The organism is Peptoanaerobacter stomatis, from assembly GCF_000238115.1.
Classification (GTDB): Bacteria; Bacillota; Clostridia; order Peptostreptococcales; family Filifactoraceae; genus Peptoanaerobacter; species Peptoanaerobacter stomatis.
The window spans coordinates 127,764-144,719 of the sequence record NZ_JH414546.1; the positions used below are offsets into that span (position 1 = coordinate 127,764).

Below are 16,956 nucleotides of genomic sequence, written 5' to 3' on the forward strand. Positions count from 1 at the left end.
TGTTTTCTAATAAAATTATGGATATTATATAGCATTAATATAAATAGTTTATTTGAAAAATTAATTATTATGTTTTTTAATTATCCTACTAATTAGGTAATAATATGAATAATAAGTATAAAATAAACAATAAAAAAACAACCTAAATTAGGTTGCTTATTTATTAGTTTGATTTTTGTGCTAAGTTAAATTTCTTAGTAAGTCTTGAAACTTTTCTTGCTGCCATATTTTTGTGTATACTTCCTTTAGCTGCTACTTGATTAAGTTTCTTTTGTACAAATCTCAATTTTTCGCCTGCCAAATTCATATCTCCACTGCTAAGAGCCATTTCAAATCTCTTTATAGCTGTCTTCACTTGTGATATTCTCATTTTGTTTATCAAAGTTTTCTTTTGAATAACTTTTATTCTTTTTTTAGCTGATTTTATATTTGCCAATTAATTCACCTCCATTTTAGGCATACTCATTCTGTTTTCATATGCTGTATATTTTATCAAAAAAATATTAAAAAGTAAAGTATTATTTTTTATTAATTTTTTAGCTTTTAAAATAATAGCCTACTCCTCTTTTTGTCATAATAAATTCAGGGTTTGACGGATCTTTTTCAATCTTCTCTCTTAATCTTCTTACTGTTACATCTACTGTTCTCTCGCTGTCTACCCCTATATAATCATATTCCCATACTGTAGTTAAAAGCTGTTCTCTTGAGAAGACTTGTTCTTTATGTTGTGCCAAATATTTAAGCAGTTCAAATTCTCTAAATGTTATTTTTATTTCTTGTCCTGCTTTTGATACTACATATTTTGTAACGTCTATTTCAAGATCTCTGAATTTTAATATTTCTGATGATGTGTTGCTGTTTAGCATTTCAACACGCCTTACATTCGCTTTTACTCTTGCTATAACTTCCCTTGTGCTGAACGGCTTTGTAATATAATCGTCCGCTCCCAATTCCAAGCCTAATATCTTATCAACTTCTTCTTCTTTGGCTGTAAGCATTATTATAGGAACAGTCTTATGCTCTCTTATCTTCTTGCATATCTCAAAGCCATCCATTGAAGGCAACATTATATCCAACAAAACTATATCAAAGTCTTTTTCAAGGGCTGTATCAAGTCCTTCTTTTCCATCAAATCTCTGAGTAACTTCATAGTTTTCTTTTACTAAATTAAATTTTAATATATCAGAAATATTTTTTTCGTCTTCTATTATAAGTACACAAACTTTATCTTTCATGCTTATCCTCCTTGATAAAAGTAAACTTTATTATCCTATAATTACAACTTCAAAAAGTCTTGCACTATAAGGTGGTAAATCCATTTTTATATAATGTTCGTAGCTGATATTTTCTACTTTGCTTATTACTTCTTTTGGTGCATCTATTTCTTTTAAAGTTGTGAAATCTTCCTCATACGCTGTAAATATTTCTTGTTTTCTTACACATATCGAATCTATTATATTTCCATCTTGATATTTGGTTTTTCCTCCATATATGTCCCAATCGGAGTTTAATATCTCTTTTAATCTTACTTTTTTGTCATGTTTATATTCATAATTTTTATGATATTCATCAGAAAAATTGAATACACAAACTATTTTTTGCATTTTACTTTTTCTTACATATGAATATGTAACACCTTGTTTATCGTCTACTATTAGCCATTTGAAACTTTCCGGCATATAGTCTTTATCATATAATGCAGGTGAGCTCATATATATTTTTTGCAACCTTTTGATGTATTTATTGAAAGCGTCATGTATAGGATATTTCAGTAAAAAATAATCCAGTTCTTTCGTTTCATCCCACTCTCTTAAATGTCCGATTTCGTTACCCATAAAATTAAGTTTTTTTCCGGGATGAGTGAACATATATGCATAAAACGCTCTTGCCTGTGGAAATTTATCTTCATAATTTCCATACATTTTTTGGAGTATAGTTGCTTTTCCATGCACGTTTTCATCGTGTGATATTGCAAGCAAAAAGCATTCACTATAAAAGTACATCATGGAAAAAGTTATTTTATTGTAATTTCCCTTTCTTTCTTTTGGTGTTTTTTTGAAAAAATCAAGTGTATCGTTCATCCAACCCATATCCCATTTATATGTGAAGCCGAGTCCACCATCTGATACAGGTGCTGTAACTTTGGGAAAATCTGATGAATCTTCTGCTATAAGTATTACGTTCTTATGACGCTCATCCAAACCGGAATTCAATGTTTTCATAAATTCCAAGCCTTTTTGATTAATACCTCTATCGCTGTTACCTTGCCAATATATTATACGGCTTATAGCGTCCATTCTCAGTCCGTCAAAATGATATTTATCAAGCCAATAATTAGCTGATGATTTTAAAAATGATGCTACTTCTCCCTTTGAATGTATGAAATTATAACTTCCCCACTCACTCAAACCCATTGAATCATCTGCATACTCATAAAGCGGCGTGCCGTCAAATCTTACAAGTGCATAATTGTCTATTGCAAAATGCACAGGCACGAAATCCATTATCACTTTTATATTGGCTTTATGCAACTCATCAATCAGCTTTTGCAGTCCATAAGGCGTTCCGTATCTTGAAGTTGGTGCAAAAAAACCTGTGCTTTGATAACCCCACGATATATCGGCAGGATGCTCGGTAAGTGGCATAAACTCTACTGCATTGTAATGATTATCTTCTAAATATTTTATGAGTAAATCAGCTATTTCTTCATATTTATACCAGCCGTTTACATCATCTTTATTTTCTATCCAAGAACCTAAATGCAGCTCATATACATTTAACGGCTCATCATATGACTTGGTTCTGCTCTTCATCCAATCTTCATCGCTGAATTCATACTCGTCCAAATCTGCAATTATCGACGCAAAATTGGGTCTAAGTTCCATACTGAAACCATACGGATCACAATGCTCTACGAAATTATGCTCATCTATATATATTCTATATTTATACATCATGCCTACTTTTGCGTTTTCTACAAACACACTATGTACATTGTGATAGCCTCTATCCATATGTATTTCATTCCACGAAGAAAATTCACCTATCAGTGTAACTTTTCTTGCATTTGGTGCATACACTCTAAAAACTATGCCTTCATCTTGTATATGAGCGCCAAAATATTTATAAGCATCAAAACAAGAGCCTTCAAAAAACTGCTGAAAATCCATAAAGACACCTCTTTTAAATTACTGCCGTAAATTAAAATCCAACTTCAAAAAATTTTTATGATTCAATTGTATAAATCCAATTATTCATATTGTTATTATTATAACATTTATTTTAATAAAATAATACATTTATATTTATTGTAAAACTTTATCTTTCTTTTATAAATTGTAAATATTTTAACTCTTCAAATCCGAATGATGAAAAAAGAGCCATGGACTCAACATTATCCTTTACCATATCTATCCTGAATCTTGCTGTATTAGGATACTCCTGTATTACATAATCAAGCAATTCATTCGATAAGCGTCTGTTTCTATACTCTTTTTTTATATATATTTCCTCTATCCATACCACACTTCCACCGGCTTCATTTGAATATGTAAATGCAAGCAGTACATATCCTACCATATTTGAATCCATCTTCAATATAAAAGCCTCCGCAAACGGAGATTTTTGATTTAATAACGCTATTGTTGATTTTATATTGCTGTCATCTATCTTATGCAAAACACCCGGAGTAGAATAAAACTCCCTCATCATATTCGATAAACCGTCAGCATCTAATACATCATATCTCTTGATAATATGCTCCATTTCTACCTCCAGTTATTAAATTCGTTCTACACATACTATAAAACAAATTCAATTTTTCAATAAAAAATTATATCGGTAAGCCTGACAAAATTATGCAAGATTAATCACATCTATTATGTGTATCAACAACTATATACAATAATAAGCTTAATTTTTGCTTAACTTTTTGAATGATAAAAACATTTTACACTTATCTTGCACATTCAGCATCTCTTTTTAGTAATATCTCAAGCCCATGTTTAAGCGGATCTGCTATAAACTCCAATGACTCTTGTACTGCAATAGGACTGCCGGGTAAATTTATTATAAGAGACTCATCCGCTATGCCTGAAATTGCTCTTGACAATATAGCTCGATCAGTTTTTTCCAAACTTCTTGCTCTTATATACTCGCTTATTCCAGGCGTTTCTCTTTCTATCACTTTTTTTGTAGCTTCAGGTGTGACATCTCTTTTTGAAAATCCTGTACCTCCTGATGTGAGTATAAGATTGACTTTTTCAGACATATTTTTTCTTATAACTTCTTCTATTTTGTCCATTTCATCAGGAACTATAACATAATTTACAAGCTTATATACTATTTCTTTTCCTAAAACATTCACTATTCTTTCTTTACATCCATCTTGTCTTAAACCTTGCGAACCTTTATCAGACACAATTATTATAGAATAAGTAAAAACAGATTCTTCAGGTATGGATATTATTTCTATCTCATCATTTACCTGTATAAGTCCACTCTTTTCAATAGTTGCAAAAATACCTTGCGTAGGCATAATACAAGAACCAACTTTTTTCATTATATTACAACCATGATGGCACTCTTTACCAATCTGCGTAACTTTTAATATACATTCACCTATTTTAAGCACAGTTCCTACAGGTAATCTGTGAAGTGTTATTCCTTGAGTTGTTATATTTTCTGCAAAATCTCCAAAATTTACATCTATATTTGACTTTTCTCTCATAAAATCTATTGATTCCTTGGAAAGCAATGACACTTGTCTATGCCAATCACCAGCATGAGAGTCATCTTTGAGACCTAAACCTTTTATAAATTCACCTTTATCTATAGGAATTTTTACATCTCCCTTTTTTTCAGAAATATTTACAGACAACACTTTTGCTGATATCATTTATATTACCCCTTACAGTTAATCATACAAATTTATACTAAAATCAATTAAATAATTGAAACATATTTTTTCAATGTTATAAAAATCATTAAATCAAATTGCAATAAGCCTTTTAATAATTATACTAATCACTATTACAGATTCTAAAACCTCTAAACTTTATATAATTTACTGTTTTAAAAAATATAGATTTTTAAATACATAATTATACTGTTAATTAGTAATTAGCATCAGTATTAAAATATAAACATTAACAATATAAAAATATGTTAATGTACATATTATATACTACTATAATAATGATTTAATTACAAGCTGTTTTTATATTTATACTATGTTTAATTTGATTAACAGAAATCGCTTTTTAAAATAGACTCTTTTATGTCATTCAACTATTTTAAAAAATATATGTTTAATTTAAATAACAGTATTATATTAAAACTCCATAAAATGAGCGAAAAATAGTATTATTTAAATTTAACAAAATTATACTTTGATTAATATATAAATTATGCTATCATAAGCTTAATTATTTGGGGTAAATTATTTTGGATGTTTTAAACGAATTTAAACAAAATAGATGTGTTATTTAAGGGGAAATAATATGAAAAAATACGAGAACTCTATAATTGTAAAGACTGATGATTTAAATCATCATGGAACGCTTTTTATCGGAAAAGCTCTAACTTATCTGGCAGAAACAGGTTTTTTAAATATGGCTTTGACTTATGGCAATGGAGATGAGATAGTATTTCGTGCATTAGACGGTTTCAGATTTTTCTTACCTGTTCCAAAGGGAAGTATATTGACTTATACAAGCCAAATAGTAAGGCTCGGAAAAACAAGCGCAACGCTCTACATAAAAGGAGAATGTAAACTTGCAAGTACATTAAATATGGAGGGATACTGTACTTATGTCACAGTAGATGAAAAAACAAGAGTTAAAAAACCTCATAATATGGTACTTGACAGTCTATCTGATGAATATGAAAAAGAATTAAGACAAAAAGCTGATGAATTTTTTAAAAAACTGCTATAATCATATTTAATACTAATTTTCAACAAATCAATAGATAATTTATATAATAATATCCATTTAATTAATAGATACATTTATATAAGTTATTTATTTCAAATATACTTAATTTTACTCGGCTAATAAGTTTTTAAAAATAGAAATGTCTATTATTCTATTGGTTTTTAGTATAAGAACTCTATAAACCATGTTATACTTTATTAAATTTACACAAAACTGTTTTCCATTGCTCTATTGAATTTAGATATAATAATAAAACTATTTATACTAAATTCTATTTAAACTATGGTTTTTATAAATTATCTACTTGTTACACTCTTTATATCTTTTTCTTCCTCTCAAGCATTCTCTTTATCCTCGGGCGGTTATATCTTTGCATTATGACGAGGCAGGTATCGAATGTGGCAGACATAAACGATGTGATAATAAATAACCATTTATACGATATATTCAAGTAAAAAACGTATATTATAGGTACAAAGCTCAAGATTGTAATGATTATATGTACCACTTCAGATTGGCACATTACTTTGAGTATCTTGTCGGGTGCGTTATTTTGCAGTGAAAAAGTATCAGGATAAAAGGTAGGTATCTTGTCTTTCCAGTTTCTTACCCTCAGTTTTTTATAAAGTTTGTCTTCAAAAGGCTTTTCTAAAAACCATTTTTTGTTGTAGTCGATGTCGTTTTTGAGTATGAAGTTTACCAAATGCCCGACTGAAAGATGGACAAAAAGATGATATCCGGCTATTGAAAAAATGACGAATAGCAAATAGAATATGTGCTTGTTTGAAACGGAAAATATACGAAAAAATATAACACTTACAATTATACAAAAAGCATTGAACATATGTACAAAATTTCTTAGAACTTTATCTTTCATCTTTGTTACCTCATGATTAACAATAAATGTATTTGATTAAGAAAACCAGTATATCCTACTTAGTCGAAAGTACATATAATCAAATACTTTTAATCCAACATTTTTATTATGCGTTTATTAAATTTAGATAATGGCATTAAAGATATGTCCAAAAACTAAAAATACTATTTTTAGGCATATCTTTAAATAAAAAACATAATTAATTTTTCACTACATCTTCAAATTTGGCATCGACAATTTCTCGCAATTTATTTACATCCAATTTTATTTGCATACCTCTTTGGCCTGCACTTACTATTATATATTCCAAGCTTTGTGCTTTTACATCTATTAATGTCTTGAATCTTTTCTTCATTCCTATAGGAGAACATCCGCCTCTTATATATCCAGTAATTTTATTTATATCACTCACAGGTATCATAGCAATATTTTTTATGCCGAATGCTTTTGCCGTCTTTTTTAAATCCAATTCATCACTTCCCATGATAACGCATACATAGTAGTTCTTATCACTTCCTTGCAATACTAAAGTCTTGTATACATATTTTATATCATGCCCTATAAGATTTGCCACGCTTATTGCATCGATATGCTCATCATCTACCTCATATTTAAAAATTTCATAATCTATTTTTAGATTTTCTACAGCTCTTACAGCATTAGTTTTTTTATCAGACATATATAAATTTTCTCCTCTACAAATAAAAAACAGTAAAATTAATAATTATTAGTTTTTAGTAATCATTGTTTATAAGCCCGCTTTTTGATGCTGTAACCGCTAATTCAGTTCGTGAATGAAAACCTGTCTTATCGAGCAGATTTTGTATGTGAAAACCTACAGTTCTCTTTGATATATTGAGTTTTTCCCCAATTTCTTCATTGGTAGCTCCATCTATCAAGCCTCTTAGTATATCTATTTCTCTATTTGTAAATTCGTGTATTTTAGACATTCCTAAGTCAAAATTCGGTGAATTGTCCGGATATATGCTTTCTCCATTTACAGTTTTTTCCATTATTTTCAATATTTCTTCTTCATTTGAGTTCTTATACCAAAAACTTTCTATTTTTGATTCTCTCGCTCTTTCTATAAAACTTATTTCAGGTTGACTGGTTATAATTATTATCTTTATATCAGGATAATTTTGCTTAATCTTTGCCGATACATCCAATCCGCTTGCTCCTAAAGCTGTACATACGTCCATAAGTATTAAATCTATTTTATATTTTGTACAATATGCTTCTGCAAAAGCCGCACTTTCTATTGAACTTATAAGATTATATTTTTCACTGCTTTTTATATATATCTCCAACAATTTTCGAGCCATAGGATCATTTTCAACAACAAGTACATTTATCATAACATCAGCCTCCTTAAAAATTGTCTTTTTGATATTGTAGAAATATCCGCCTTTTAGTAAATGTTATACTAAAACTCAATAGAAAGATATAAAAATAGCGTTATGTTAATTTAATAAAATATAACACTGTTTATATGTTTTGTGTATAAATTATCCATTATTTTATTAATCGTAAGTATTACAAATTTTATGTAGGTATCTTTATTATTATTTTAAAAATCGGAGTTGATTCTATTTTTATTTTGCCTCCAATACGCTCTATTTTTTTTCTCATATTTGACAATCCTCCTCTTTCTGTTATAGGATAAATGGGCTGTATGCCGTCATTTGTAAATATTACAGTATATTTATTCATATTATACTTTATATCTATATAAATATTTTGTGCCTTGGAATGCTTAACTGCATTTGTCAATATTTCACTTGACAAAAGCGTTATCATCTCTTCTACACTTTCATCTTGAAAAGCATCTCCACTTATTGTTATATTTACTCCTACGTCTCGTGCAGTTTCCATAAGATATGTCAAAGGAGATTTTTTTTCTATTTCAACTTCATGTCTTAAAATATCTACGCTGTTTTTCCATATTTCAAATAATTCTTTTATTCTATTATAGTCAATATCTTTTGTAATATAATATTTTGTTCTCAAGAGCACTTGACCAAGTTCATCATGTATTCTAATCTTTGTGTTTAGTCTTTCTTCCTGTGCCACCAGATTATTTATATTTTTGGCATATGATTTAAATCTTTTATTCACTTCCACAAGCTCTATGTTCTCTTTTTTTATTTTATCATATAACTCAGCTGATTCACTTGTATCTGTTGCACTAATCTGTGTTATTTCTCCCATATCAGTGTCTATCAGGTTTTTTACAAATGTCCATGATTTTTGATCGTTTGTTCTTATCAGTAAATTATCTCTAAATACAACTCTTTTAACGCCTTCTTTTAACTTACCGCTCTCCAAAGATTTCCAAAAACTGTGTAAGTCTTGTGGTATATCATCTAATATTTCCAAACTCAATTCATACATACATGTGTTTACAAGAAGCAGAATTCCGTTTTTATCTGCAAACAGCAGACCTTTCGGTAATACATCCACACTTTCTTTTATAGATGATATATTTATTGAACTCTTTTTATATCTGAATATATCATAAAGTTTAAAAAATCCGTAAATTATAAATAAAAATGCCGCAATTATATATATATTATTAGGAAGCTGAGCCAATTTCATATATATAAGGCTTAAATTTTGTTCATTTCGTATATACAGCATATTAATGATTATAATTATGCTCATAACTGTAACAACAGAAGGAAAAATTATTTTTTTTATATTATTAAGTTGTATGATAACAAATGACATATAATACATCATAATACATATGTTTAAAAACCATAAAGTAAGTACTATACCTTTTTGTATATCTGTAAGTTCTATAAAGCTTATCATAACCGTTCCTTATTTTAACATACACATCGTTATATGCACTTCATTTTCTATATAGTCAAGTGCATAAACACCGCCCATATCTTTAAATTTTTCATTATTTAAAACCTGATTTATATATTCTTTTAAAGGTATGTTGCCCATATTATACACTAATTTCATGCTTAAATATAAATTATCGTTTTTAATAAAAATATTGACATTGAAATCAGAAAATGTTGACAGCATACATTCTACAACGTTTTCAAATAAATCGTATAACACTATTACGTGTTTTATGGATATATGTTCATTACATTCACTTGTGAAATTACAATTTATATTACATCTTGAAATGCTGTCCATAGATTCTCTTATGCAATATTCAAGTTCTTTAGATGATATGTTTTCGTTGTCATAGCTTAGTAAAAGCAAATTACATCTTCTTTTTACATATGCGCCTAATATACACAGTCTTTTTAAAACTTCAATGCCCAAACTTGCATTGTTTTCAAGTATATTATTCATTTTTGCAAGACTTGGTATATTTTCGCTCATTATTTTTTCAATAATTTTATTTTTTTCTTCTACTCTGCTCTTTCTCTTTTCAAGTTCTATCTCTGCTTTAAGTAAAATATTTTTTTCTAAAAGTTGTCCTTTTAAAATATTAAGTTTGTCGAGCAATAGATTCATCTTCGATAAATTGTCCAACCATACCATATACCCGGCATTAATAGGCATAGCATTCACTTTTATGTTTCTATTCAGCAGTATAGGCTCTTTTATAGCCTCTTTTATATATTTTTTTTCTATATACATATCAGCCTTGGTATTATAAACAGTTTCATAATCTTCATTCAATATTTTCATAGGCACGCTACAAGCATTGAAAAGCTCTTCATAATTGTCATTGGATTGTATCAGTCCGCTTCGTATACAGCTTTCTATAATTATCATTATAAACAGACAAATCTTGACTGTTACATCACGAATTATCCATAATTGCCCCACATTAACAACATATATAATTATATATATAATAAGTGTGAACATAGCAATGTTCGGCAGAATCAATATCTTTTTATTTGGCAATTTGCTCTTTTTCACAATTATAGATAAAGTTAAAACAGGATAAATTATATTAAAAAATAAGACTACAAAATACATCGTCTCATACTTATAATCTTTGCTCGTCCAAATTTTATTGCTACCGAATGAAAATACAGCTTGATGTATGTCATTAGTAAGCACCAATATACATAATATAAACGCCGGTATCCATAAAACTTTTAAATATTCCGGAGGTTTATGCCTTTCAGATTTTCCCAAATAAATACCGAAAAACAATCCTAATAAAGGTATGAACAACATAGGTATGTAATAACTGTACCACAACATTCTGCGGATAAAATAATCATCAAAAAAAAATCGCTCTCATCGTTCGAAGTATCATCCAAAAAATCATAAGACTTGTTATACTTGTGATATAAAAACGAACTGATTTTATAAATATACGCCTTTTTATAGACTCTCTCCACAAAAATATCATACCTATATATATAAGAGGTCTGATAACATCTGCCGTGCTTCTATAAAAAACATTATCAAAGCTTATGTATCTCATAAGCATTGCTAAAATCACAAAGAACAGAATAATGCAATCATTCCTGAGAACTTTATATTTTTTCGGCATCATTATCCCTTCCTTAAAAATCTCATATTTTGTTAAATTATATCATTTTATTTGTTAAATCTCAATGATTTTTATGCAATACAATTTTCTTTGCACAAAAAATAACAGCTTATCAGTTTTATCCGATTAAGCTGTTATCTTTTATACCTATATCTATTATAATCAGCAATAAAAAAAACTTTATAGATTTCTTTTAATATATTTTTCGCTATTTACTTAATGTAACCGTCTTAGTAGAAGCATCCCATGCTGTTTTTACATTTAAAGCATTTGCTATTTGAGCTACTGGTAAGAATGTTCTTGCGTCTTTTATTTCAGGTGCTGAATCAAGCGCAACTTCTTTGCCGTTTACAAGCATAGTCTTATTTCCTATTGTAAGAACTACTGTTTGAGTATTATCTTTTGAGTTAAGGGTAGCTGTGCTTGTTTTAGCGTCCCATTTAACTTCCATATCCAATGTTTCAGCTACTGCTCTTAGCGGTAACATAGTTCTGTTTCCTTTTGCTATATATGGTGCTACATCTAATGTTTTTTTCTCTGTGTTGCCGCCTTTAGTTACTTTATATTCTGCACTTCCTATAACAAATTCTATTCCGTTTGATACAGGTGTTTTAACTGTTTCAGGTGCTACCGCATTTACATTGAACAATGTTGCTTTTGCTATCACATCATCAGGAGTTTTTGCGTTAACAAGTGATATTGTATATTCTCCCTCATAACCGAATCTGTCTATTGTAATTTTCATGTCACTGAATGTCAACTTTGAAGGTGCTGTTGATGCTCCGTTTACTTTAAATTTGATTGTATCTCCTTTAACATCTGCTGAGCCTGCTTTAATATTGCCTTCTGCTTCTAATTTTACTGATGAAAATACTGAGCCTTTGTACTCAGGATCTAATTTTAGTATATATTCTCCTTCTGACAATGCTCCTGCTGATGTTTCAACAAATGATAAATCTGCTAATTTTTGATCTCCCAAACCTAATGTTATGTTGTCAGGTTTTCTATCCTCAACATTTATTGCATCATATACTTTTGCAACTACTGATGACATATTTTCAATACCTCTGCCATCAAATGTTGCTGTTATATCTCCTACAAAGTCTTTTTTAGGTACTATATTCAATTTTATTACAAATTTATTTATGTTTGATGAATTTTCCTTCAAATTGAATTCCGCATAATTTTCTTTTACTGCACTTACTTCTAATTTATCTCTTCCATTTAATTGCTCTATTTTTACGCTTTTTTCATCTACAGTTGCATTATCGAAGGATAAATCATATGGAGCACCTGGAAGTATTGAGTCTTGTACAGCCTCTGTTACAGTTATTTCAACAGGAATAGATTTTGAATTTTTAGCCGCTCTTTCATATGACGATGAAATGTTTACACCGTAATCACTTATTTTTGCTATTACTACGCTTTCATCTTTATCTCCTGATACTCCTCCTGATATGATTACGGGAATATCACCTTTTTCTGCACGCTTGTCAACGTCAAAATACGGTACTATATACGCAACTTCCTGATATTTAGGATTTGTTTTCATAGTTATTTTAAGTAAATTTCCGTCTATCTGCGGTTTGTTATGTCCATTGACAATAGTTTTTGCGTTCCATTTTACATTTGTAGGCAGTTTCAATTCAAATGTAACCGAATCTCCCCAAGAATCTTTTTCGCTTTCTCTTATCTCAATCATAGAGCCTTTTTGTTCATCTAATGCACCTACTGTTTGAACTTTGTCAACTTTTACCGTTTTTGAACCTTCTGCAAACGAATTTATGCCGAAAGCCGAAACTAACAGTGCCATAGCTGTCATTCCTACAAAAAATTTTTTCATAATTTTCATTCCTCTCTGAATAATTTATTTTTTGACGCAATTTTTTATAAAGCGTCTTGGAAAAAGAAAATAAATATTCAAATTTATTTTCTAAATAGGACTATATTTATACTATACCAAATTTTATAAATAAAAAAAACATTTTTTTACAAATTTATTATTAAAAACATATTACAGCATTTTTTTAAATCTAATTTCTAAAATAAATGATACATTAATTTAATACTTTTCTCTGATAAAATAATATATACTTTTTATATAAGAAATTTATAAATATAGAGTCATATTTTATTAAATTTACACAGCGCTATTTCTCTATCGTTGTATTGAATTTTAGTATGATAACTATATTATTACTCGCTTATCTGTAATTACCATATCTGTTTTCACATCATATTCATCATATTCTATGCTGTCCACGAGACATTCATCAAAACATATGCCTATTTTAAACGCATTCGGTGTTTTTGAAAAAAAATCTGTCATAAAATCCTTTTCCATACCCTATACGATATTTGTTGAAATCATAACACACGCACGGAGTAATAATCAGCTCCACCTTTTTTTCATCAAAACTCTGTATACATTCTTCTTTTACTTCCAATATTCCTTTATATCCCGCTTTCATATCGTCAAAAGAATTAAAAACTGATATTTTCATAATATCTGTACTCTTATCTATGTACGGAAGCACAATATTTTTATCTTCTCTTTTACACCAAATGATAAAATCGTGAGTATATACCTCACTTCCAAAGCTTGTAAAAAGCATTATATTTTTTGAATTTTTAAAAATGTCTGTTGCTTTTACTTTATTAAGTATGATTTCAGATTTTTTTAATATATCTTCTTTAGATATTGAATCTCTTATAGCAAGTATGTCTTTTCTCATCTGTTTCTTGTTCATAAGTACTCCTTTTATTAATATTATGTGTATAAAAATTTATTTTGACATATATAATACTATATTGTGGATCAATTTTTAAAATAAGCTGTTATACGTATACAAAGTCTAAAAAACCATTGTTTGTTCGTTATTATAAATAAGCATTATTTGTAAATTAACTTACTATAATTTACAAATAATGTTGCAAGTTTCCTTATACGCAAATAATGCTTTAAAGCATTACTTTAAAGCATTATTTAAAAACTTAACTACGCCTGTTGTATTTTTATTCTTTCTGAATTGTTTCCATCAATATATACAAGTGATCTGAATCCATCCACAGACTTGTTTAATTTCAATATATATGAATTGTTCACAGGGAATTTTTTGATATGTGTTTCTTCTAAGCAAGTCAATCCCACATAAATATCTTCAGCGTTTAATTTATTCACTTTATCATTAAAAGTGTTTACATCTGTAACTTTATATAAATCGTCTACTATTACTAAACTTATTTTATCATTTTTTAGTTTTTCCAAATTTATAACATCGTCTTTTATAAACTCGTCGGCTGTAATATATAACACATTTTCGCTGTTTTCTGCCAATCTCTTTATATATGTTGTCTTACCTACCCCTGTTTCACCTGCTATTATTACATTTCTGTCAATAACTATACACTTAGGCTTGTCGTTTTGTTTATTTCCTATTTTTATCATTGAATAAGTCATAATAATTCTCCTTAATTTTAAAATATATTTTAATACTTACATTTTTTATAGTAAATCAATTTGAAAACTGTTTTTATATAATCATAATATACAAAGCCTGAATCAATCTACCATAAAACTCTAAAAACTGTTTTAAACAATATTTTTTCACCAGCCCCTTTTTGTAAACTGCATAATTTTAAGTTAACAAATATATTTAGTTTATTTATGTTTGCTTGGTATAATGTTGATTTATGATATAATAAAAAAATGATTAATATTGGATATCTATAAATACTGTTCTATATTTACTAAATTTCACAACATTATTTTCATATCTTTGCTGTCGAATTAAATAAATTTCTCCATACTGTTAAAAGCATAATATTTTTCAGTAAAGTTCCATTTAATTTATTTGACTGTATTCTAACTGATTTATTTTTCAAATTCAATAAAATAATTATCAATTTTTATATATTCTACTTGCTATCTTTCTTCCTATTGATGTACTCATCAGTTCTTTTTGAGATATTCCTCCCATAAATAAGAGTTCAAAAATATATACGGCTCCTCCGATCATAACAGCAAGCAATGTGCTTATTTTAGAGCCCGGTATGATCATAGAAAACAGTACATATGAAACTTTAACGAATATACCCATTATTGCCGACATCAAAAACGGTATGGCAAATGAAGACTTTATTTTAAAATTTACACCTAACAGTTTCTTTATCCATATATAGTCTAAAACCATGGCTATTACATAAGCAACCGCCGTACCTATCGCTGCACCTTTTACGTTTATTGCCGGTACAGGTGTTATAAAATAAGTTATCACAATTTTAAATACGGATGCTATAAACAAGTTTATTACAGGTATCATAGGTTTACCTATAGCTTGAAGTATGGCTGTAAAAGTTTGAAGCAGTGCTATCAAAACTATTGTAAATGACATTGCAAAAAGTATTGAACCTGCTGAATCCGGTTCTTTAGGATACAATAATTTCATTATAGGTGTTGACAGTACCATAACTCCAAAAAAACAAGGCATTGCTATTAAATTTGACAATCTCGTACCGAGCACTATATTACTTCTGAGTTTTTTAATCTCTTTTACAACATAACTTTCAGATATTGCCGGTACTATGCTGTATGCGATAGAAACTGTCAATGCTTGTGGAAGATTTATTATCGTAGCTGCCATACCTGAATATTGCCCGAAAAGCGAATTGGCATCTTGATATGAAAACCCGCCTGACATAAGCCTGTCTTTTATTATTTTGGAATCAATCGTGTTCATAAGAGGTATGACAAGCGAACCTATTATTATAGGAACTGCTATTGACATCATCTCTTTTAACAAGCTGATACTGTCCTCCTCCAATATTTCGTCACACATATTGATTTCTTTTTGTATCTTTGAATTTTGTCTTATATATATGACTATTATTACAAAAAATGCTATCACAGCTCCAAGTGAAGCCCCAAAAGCCGCCCCGGCCGCTGCAATCGGCTTTCCGTTAGGAATTAATATATATGCCAAAAATAAACCGAAAAATACTCTTACAAACTGCTCACTTATCTGTGAAAGCGAGGTAGGTAACATATTGCTTCTACCTTGAAAATATCCCTTAAAAGCATTTACGGCAGGCACTATAAGAAGTGCCAATGACAATGCCTTTATACTGTAATACGAATTTTCATCATTCAAAAACTTTGCTAATAAATTTGCTCCGAAAAAGAATAGTAAAAACGATAATATTCCCATACAAGTTAACAAAAGCAAACTTATCTTAAATATTTTATGGGCTGTCTTATATTTTTTCAGTTTCGTTCTTTCAGCTACCATCTTAGATATTGCTGTAGGCATACCGGATGTAGATATTGCAAGTACAAATACATATAACGGATAAGCCGTCTGATAATAACCTATTCCGTCTGAGCCTATCAGATTACCAAGCGGTATTCTAAATACAGAACCGAGTATTTTTACAAATAAATTAGATATCGCAAGTATCATAGTACCTGCCAAAAAAGTTTGAGAGTTCATTTGCCCTCCAAAAAAATCATATGTATTTTAATTAACTATATTTTATCAATTAAAATTTTATCAATTAATTTTTTCAATAATAATTTATTTTAAGGCTTTTTTTAATATTTGTCAATTTAAGCTAAGTCATTTAATTATTTTTTCAAAAAAACTAATTGATAATAAAGT

The 16,956-nt window shown here is 28.8% G+C and carries 16 protein-coding genes; 1 reads left to right on the forward strand and 15 read right to left on the reverse strand.

The window, feature by feature from the left end:
- Positions 1 to 163: 163 nt before the first annotated feature.
- From rpsT to HMPREF9629_RS00500, 5 genes are all read right to left on the reverse strand, one after another.
- Positions 164 to 436 (reverse strand): 30S ribosomal protein S20, encoded by a 273-nt coding sequence (rpsT, locus tag HMPREF9629_RS00480; protein WP_009524336.1) that lies wholly within the window; start codon positions 434 to 436, stop codon positions 164 to 166.
- A 100-nt stretch (positions 437 to 536) separates the two neighbouring features.
- Complete coding sequence (locus HMPREF9629_RS00485) at positions 537 to 1,235, reverse strand: response regulator (protein WP_009524337.1); 699 nt, start codon at positions 1,233 to 1,235, stop codon at positions 537 to 539.
- Positions 1,236 to 1,265: 30 nt separating this feature from the next.
- Positions 1,266 to 3,170, reverse strand: a complete 1,905-nt coding sequence (gene glgB / locus HMPREF9629_RS00490) for a 1,4-alpha-glucan branching protein GlgB (protein ID WP_009524338.1) — start codon at positions 3,168 to 3,170, stop codon at positions 1,266 to 1,268.
- Positions 3,171 to 3,318: 148 nt separating this feature from the next.
- On the reverse strand, positions 3,319 to 3,765 hold the full coding sequence (locus HMPREF9629_RS00495; protein ID WP_009524339.1) for a GNAT family N-acetyltransferase: 447 nt from the start codon (positions 3,763 to 3,765) through the stop codon (positions 3,319 to 3,321).
- Between the two features lie 190 nt (positions 3,766 to 3,955).
- Positions 3,956 to 4,897 (reverse strand): MOSC domain-containing protein, encoded by a 942-nt coding sequence (locus HMPREF9629_RS00500; RefSeq protein WP_009524340.1) that lies wholly within the window; start codon positions 4,895 to 4,897, stop codon positions 3,956 to 3,958.
- Positions 4,898 to 5,501: 604 nt separating this feature from the next.
- On the opposite strand from HMPREF9629_RS00500, the gene HMPREF9629_RS00505 reads away from it, so the two are divergent.
- The gene (locus HMPREF9629_RS00505; RefSeq protein ID WP_009524341.1) at positions 5,502 to 5,936 is read left to right on the forward strand and encodes an acyl-CoA thioesterase; all 435 of its coding nucleotides are present in this window, start codon (positions 5,502 to 5,504) and stop codon (positions 5,934 to 5,936) included.
- A 316-nt stretch (positions 5,937 to 6,252) separates the two neighbouring features.
- Here HMPREF9629_RS00505 and HMPREF9629_RS00510 read toward each other — a convergent pair whose 3' ends face one another.
- The 10 genes from HMPREF9629_RS00510 to HMPREF9629_RS00550 form a co-directional block, all read right to left on the reverse strand.
- Positions 6,253 to 6,813 (reverse strand): glycosyl-4,4'-diaponeurosporenoate acyltransferase CrtO family protein, encoded by a 561-nt coding sequence (locus tag HMPREF9629_RS00510; RefSeq protein WP_009524342.1) that lies wholly within the window; start codon positions 6,811 to 6,813, stop codon positions 6,253 to 6,255.
- A gap of 199 nt (positions 6,814 to 7,012) precedes the next feature.
- Positions 7,013 to 7,492 carry a Cys-tRNA(Pro) deacylase gene (gene ybaK, locus HMPREF9629_RS00515; protein ID WP_009524343.1) on the reverse strand — a complete coding sequence of 160 codons (480 nt, stop codon included), beginning with the start codon at positions 7,490 to 7,492 and terminating at the stop codon, positions 7,013 to 7,015.
- A 55-nt stretch (positions 7,493 to 7,547) separates the two neighbouring features.
- A complete protein-coding gene (locus HMPREF9629_RS00520) occupies positions 7,548 to 8,171 on the reverse strand; it encodes a response regulator transcription factor (RefSeq protein WP_009524344.1) in 624 nt (207 codons plus the stop codon).
- A 187-nt stretch (positions 8,172 to 8,358) separates the two neighbouring features.
- The gene (locus HMPREF9629_RS00525) at positions 8,359 to 9,630 is read right to left on the reverse strand and encodes a sensor histidine kinase (RefSeq protein WP_009524345.1); all 1,272 of its coding nucleotides are present in this window, start codon (positions 9,628 to 9,630) and stop codon (positions 8,359 to 8,361) included.
- Between the two features lie 9 nt (positions 9,631 to 9,639).
- Positions 9,640 to 11,004 carry a histidine kinase N-terminal 7TM domain-containing protein gene (locus HMPREF9629_RS00530; RefSeq protein ID WP_009524346.1) on the reverse strand — a complete coding sequence of 455 codons (1,365 nt, stop codon included), beginning with the start codon at positions 11,002 to 11,004 and terminating at the stop codon, positions 9,640 to 9,642.
- A gap of 503 nt (positions 11,005 to 11,507) precedes the next feature.
- Positions 11,508 to 13,142 (reverse strand): copper amine oxidase N-terminal domain-containing protein, encoded by a 1,635-nt coding sequence (locus HMPREF9629_RS00535; protein WP_009524348.1) that lies wholly within the window; start codon positions 13,140 to 13,142, stop codon positions 11,508 to 11,510.
- A gap of 345 nt (positions 13,143 to 13,487) precedes the next feature.
- On the reverse strand, positions 13,488 to 13,628 hold the full coding sequence (locus HMPREF9629_RS12375) for a 5-formyltetrahydrofolate cyclo-ligase (protein ID WP_009524349.1): 141 nt from the start codon (positions 13,626 to 13,628) through the stop codon (positions 13,488 to 13,490).
- Positions 13,591 to 14,049, reverse strand: a complete 459-nt coding sequence (locus HMPREF9629_RS00540; RefSeq protein WP_009524350.1) for a 5-formyltetrahydrofolate cyclo-ligase — start codon at positions 14,047 to 14,049, stop codon at positions 13,591 to 13,593. The genes HMPREF9629_RS12375 and HMPREF9629_RS00540 overlap by 38 nt, the downstream gene beginning before the upstream one ends.
- Before the next feature lie 248 nt (positions 14,050 to 14,297).
- Positions 14,298 to 14,759 carry a P-loop NTPase family protein gene (locus tag HMPREF9629_RS00545; RefSeq protein ID WP_009524351.1) on the reverse strand — a complete coding sequence of 154 codons (462 nt, stop codon included), beginning with the start codon at positions 14,757 to 14,759 and terminating at the stop codon, positions 14,298 to 14,300.
- A 442-nt stretch (positions 14,760 to 15,201) separates the two neighbouring features.
- On the reverse strand, positions 15,202 to 16,788 hold the full coding sequence (locus tag HMPREF9629_RS00550) for a putative polysaccharide biosynthesis protein (RefSeq protein ID WP_009524352.1): 1,587 nt from the start codon (positions 16,786 to 16,788) through the stop codon (positions 15,202 to 15,204).
- Between the last annotated feature and the right edge of the window lie 168 nt (positions 16,789 to 16,956).

Excerpts from the sequence above, each read along its gene's own strand:
- glgB (WP_009524338.1), bottom strand. The coding sequence starts at position 3,170 with ATGGATTTTCAGCAGTTTTTTGAAGGCTCTTGTTTTGATGCTTATAAA.
- HMPREF9629_RS00525 (WP_009524345.1), bottom strand. The coding sequence starts at position 9,630 with ATGATAAGCTTTATAGAACTTACAGATATACAAAAAGGTATAGTACTT.
- HMPREF9629_RS00500 (WP_009524340.1), bottom strand. The coding sequence starts at position 4,897 with ATGATATCAGCAAAAGTGTTGTCTGTAAATATTTCTGAAAAAAAGGGA.
- HMPREF9629_RS00545 (WP_009524351.1), bottom strand. The coding sequence starts at position 14,759 with ATGACTTATTCAATGATAAAAATAGGAAATAAACAAAACGACAAGCCT.
- HMPREF9629_RS12375 (WP_009524349.1), bottom strand. The coding sequence starts at position 13,628 with ATGACAGATTTTTTTTCAAAAACACCGAATGCGTTTAAAATAGGCATA.
- HMPREF9629_RS00510 (WP_009524342.1), bottom strand. The coding sequence starts at position 6,813 with ATGAAAGATAAAGTTCTAAGAAATTTTGTACATATGTTCAATGCTTTT.
- HMPREF9629_RS00495 (WP_009524339.1), bottom strand. The coding sequence starts at position 3,765 with ATGGAGCATATTATCAAGAGATATGATGTATTAGATGCTGACGGTTTA.
- HMPREF9629_RS00505 (WP_009524341.1), top strand. The coding sequence starts at position 5,502 with ATGAAAAAATACGAGAACTCTATAATTGTAAAGACTGATGATTTAAAT.
- HMPREF9629_RS00550 (WP_009524352.1), bottom strand. The coding sequence starts at position 16,788 with ATGAACTCTCAAACTTTTTTGGCAGGTACTATGATACTTGCGATATCT.
- HMPREF9629_RS00540 (WP_009524350.1), bottom strand. The coding sequence starts at position 14,049 with ATGAACAAGAAACAGATGAGAAAAGACATACTTGCTATAAGAGATTCA.
- HMPREF9629_RS00485 (WP_009524337.1), bottom strand. The coding sequence starts at position 1,235 with ATGAAAGATAAAGTTTGTGTACTTATAATAGAAGACGAAAAAAATATT.
- ybaK (WP_009524343.1), bottom strand. The coding sequence starts at position 7,492 with ATGTCTGATAAAAAAACTAATGCTGTAAGAGCTGTAGAAAATCTAAAA.
- HMPREF9629_RS00530 (WP_009524346.1), bottom strand. The coding sequence starts at position 11,004 with ATGTTGTGGTACAGTTATTACATACCTATGTTGTTCATACCTTTATTA.
- HMPREF9629_RS00520 (WP_009524344.1), bottom strand. The coding sequence starts at position 8,171 with ATGATAAATGTACTTGTTGTTGAAAATGATCCTATGGCTCGAAAATTG.
- HMPREF9629_RS00535 (WP_009524348.1), bottom strand. The coding sequence starts at position 13,142 with ATGAAAAAATTTTTTGTAGGAATGACAGCTATGGCACTGTTAGTTTCG.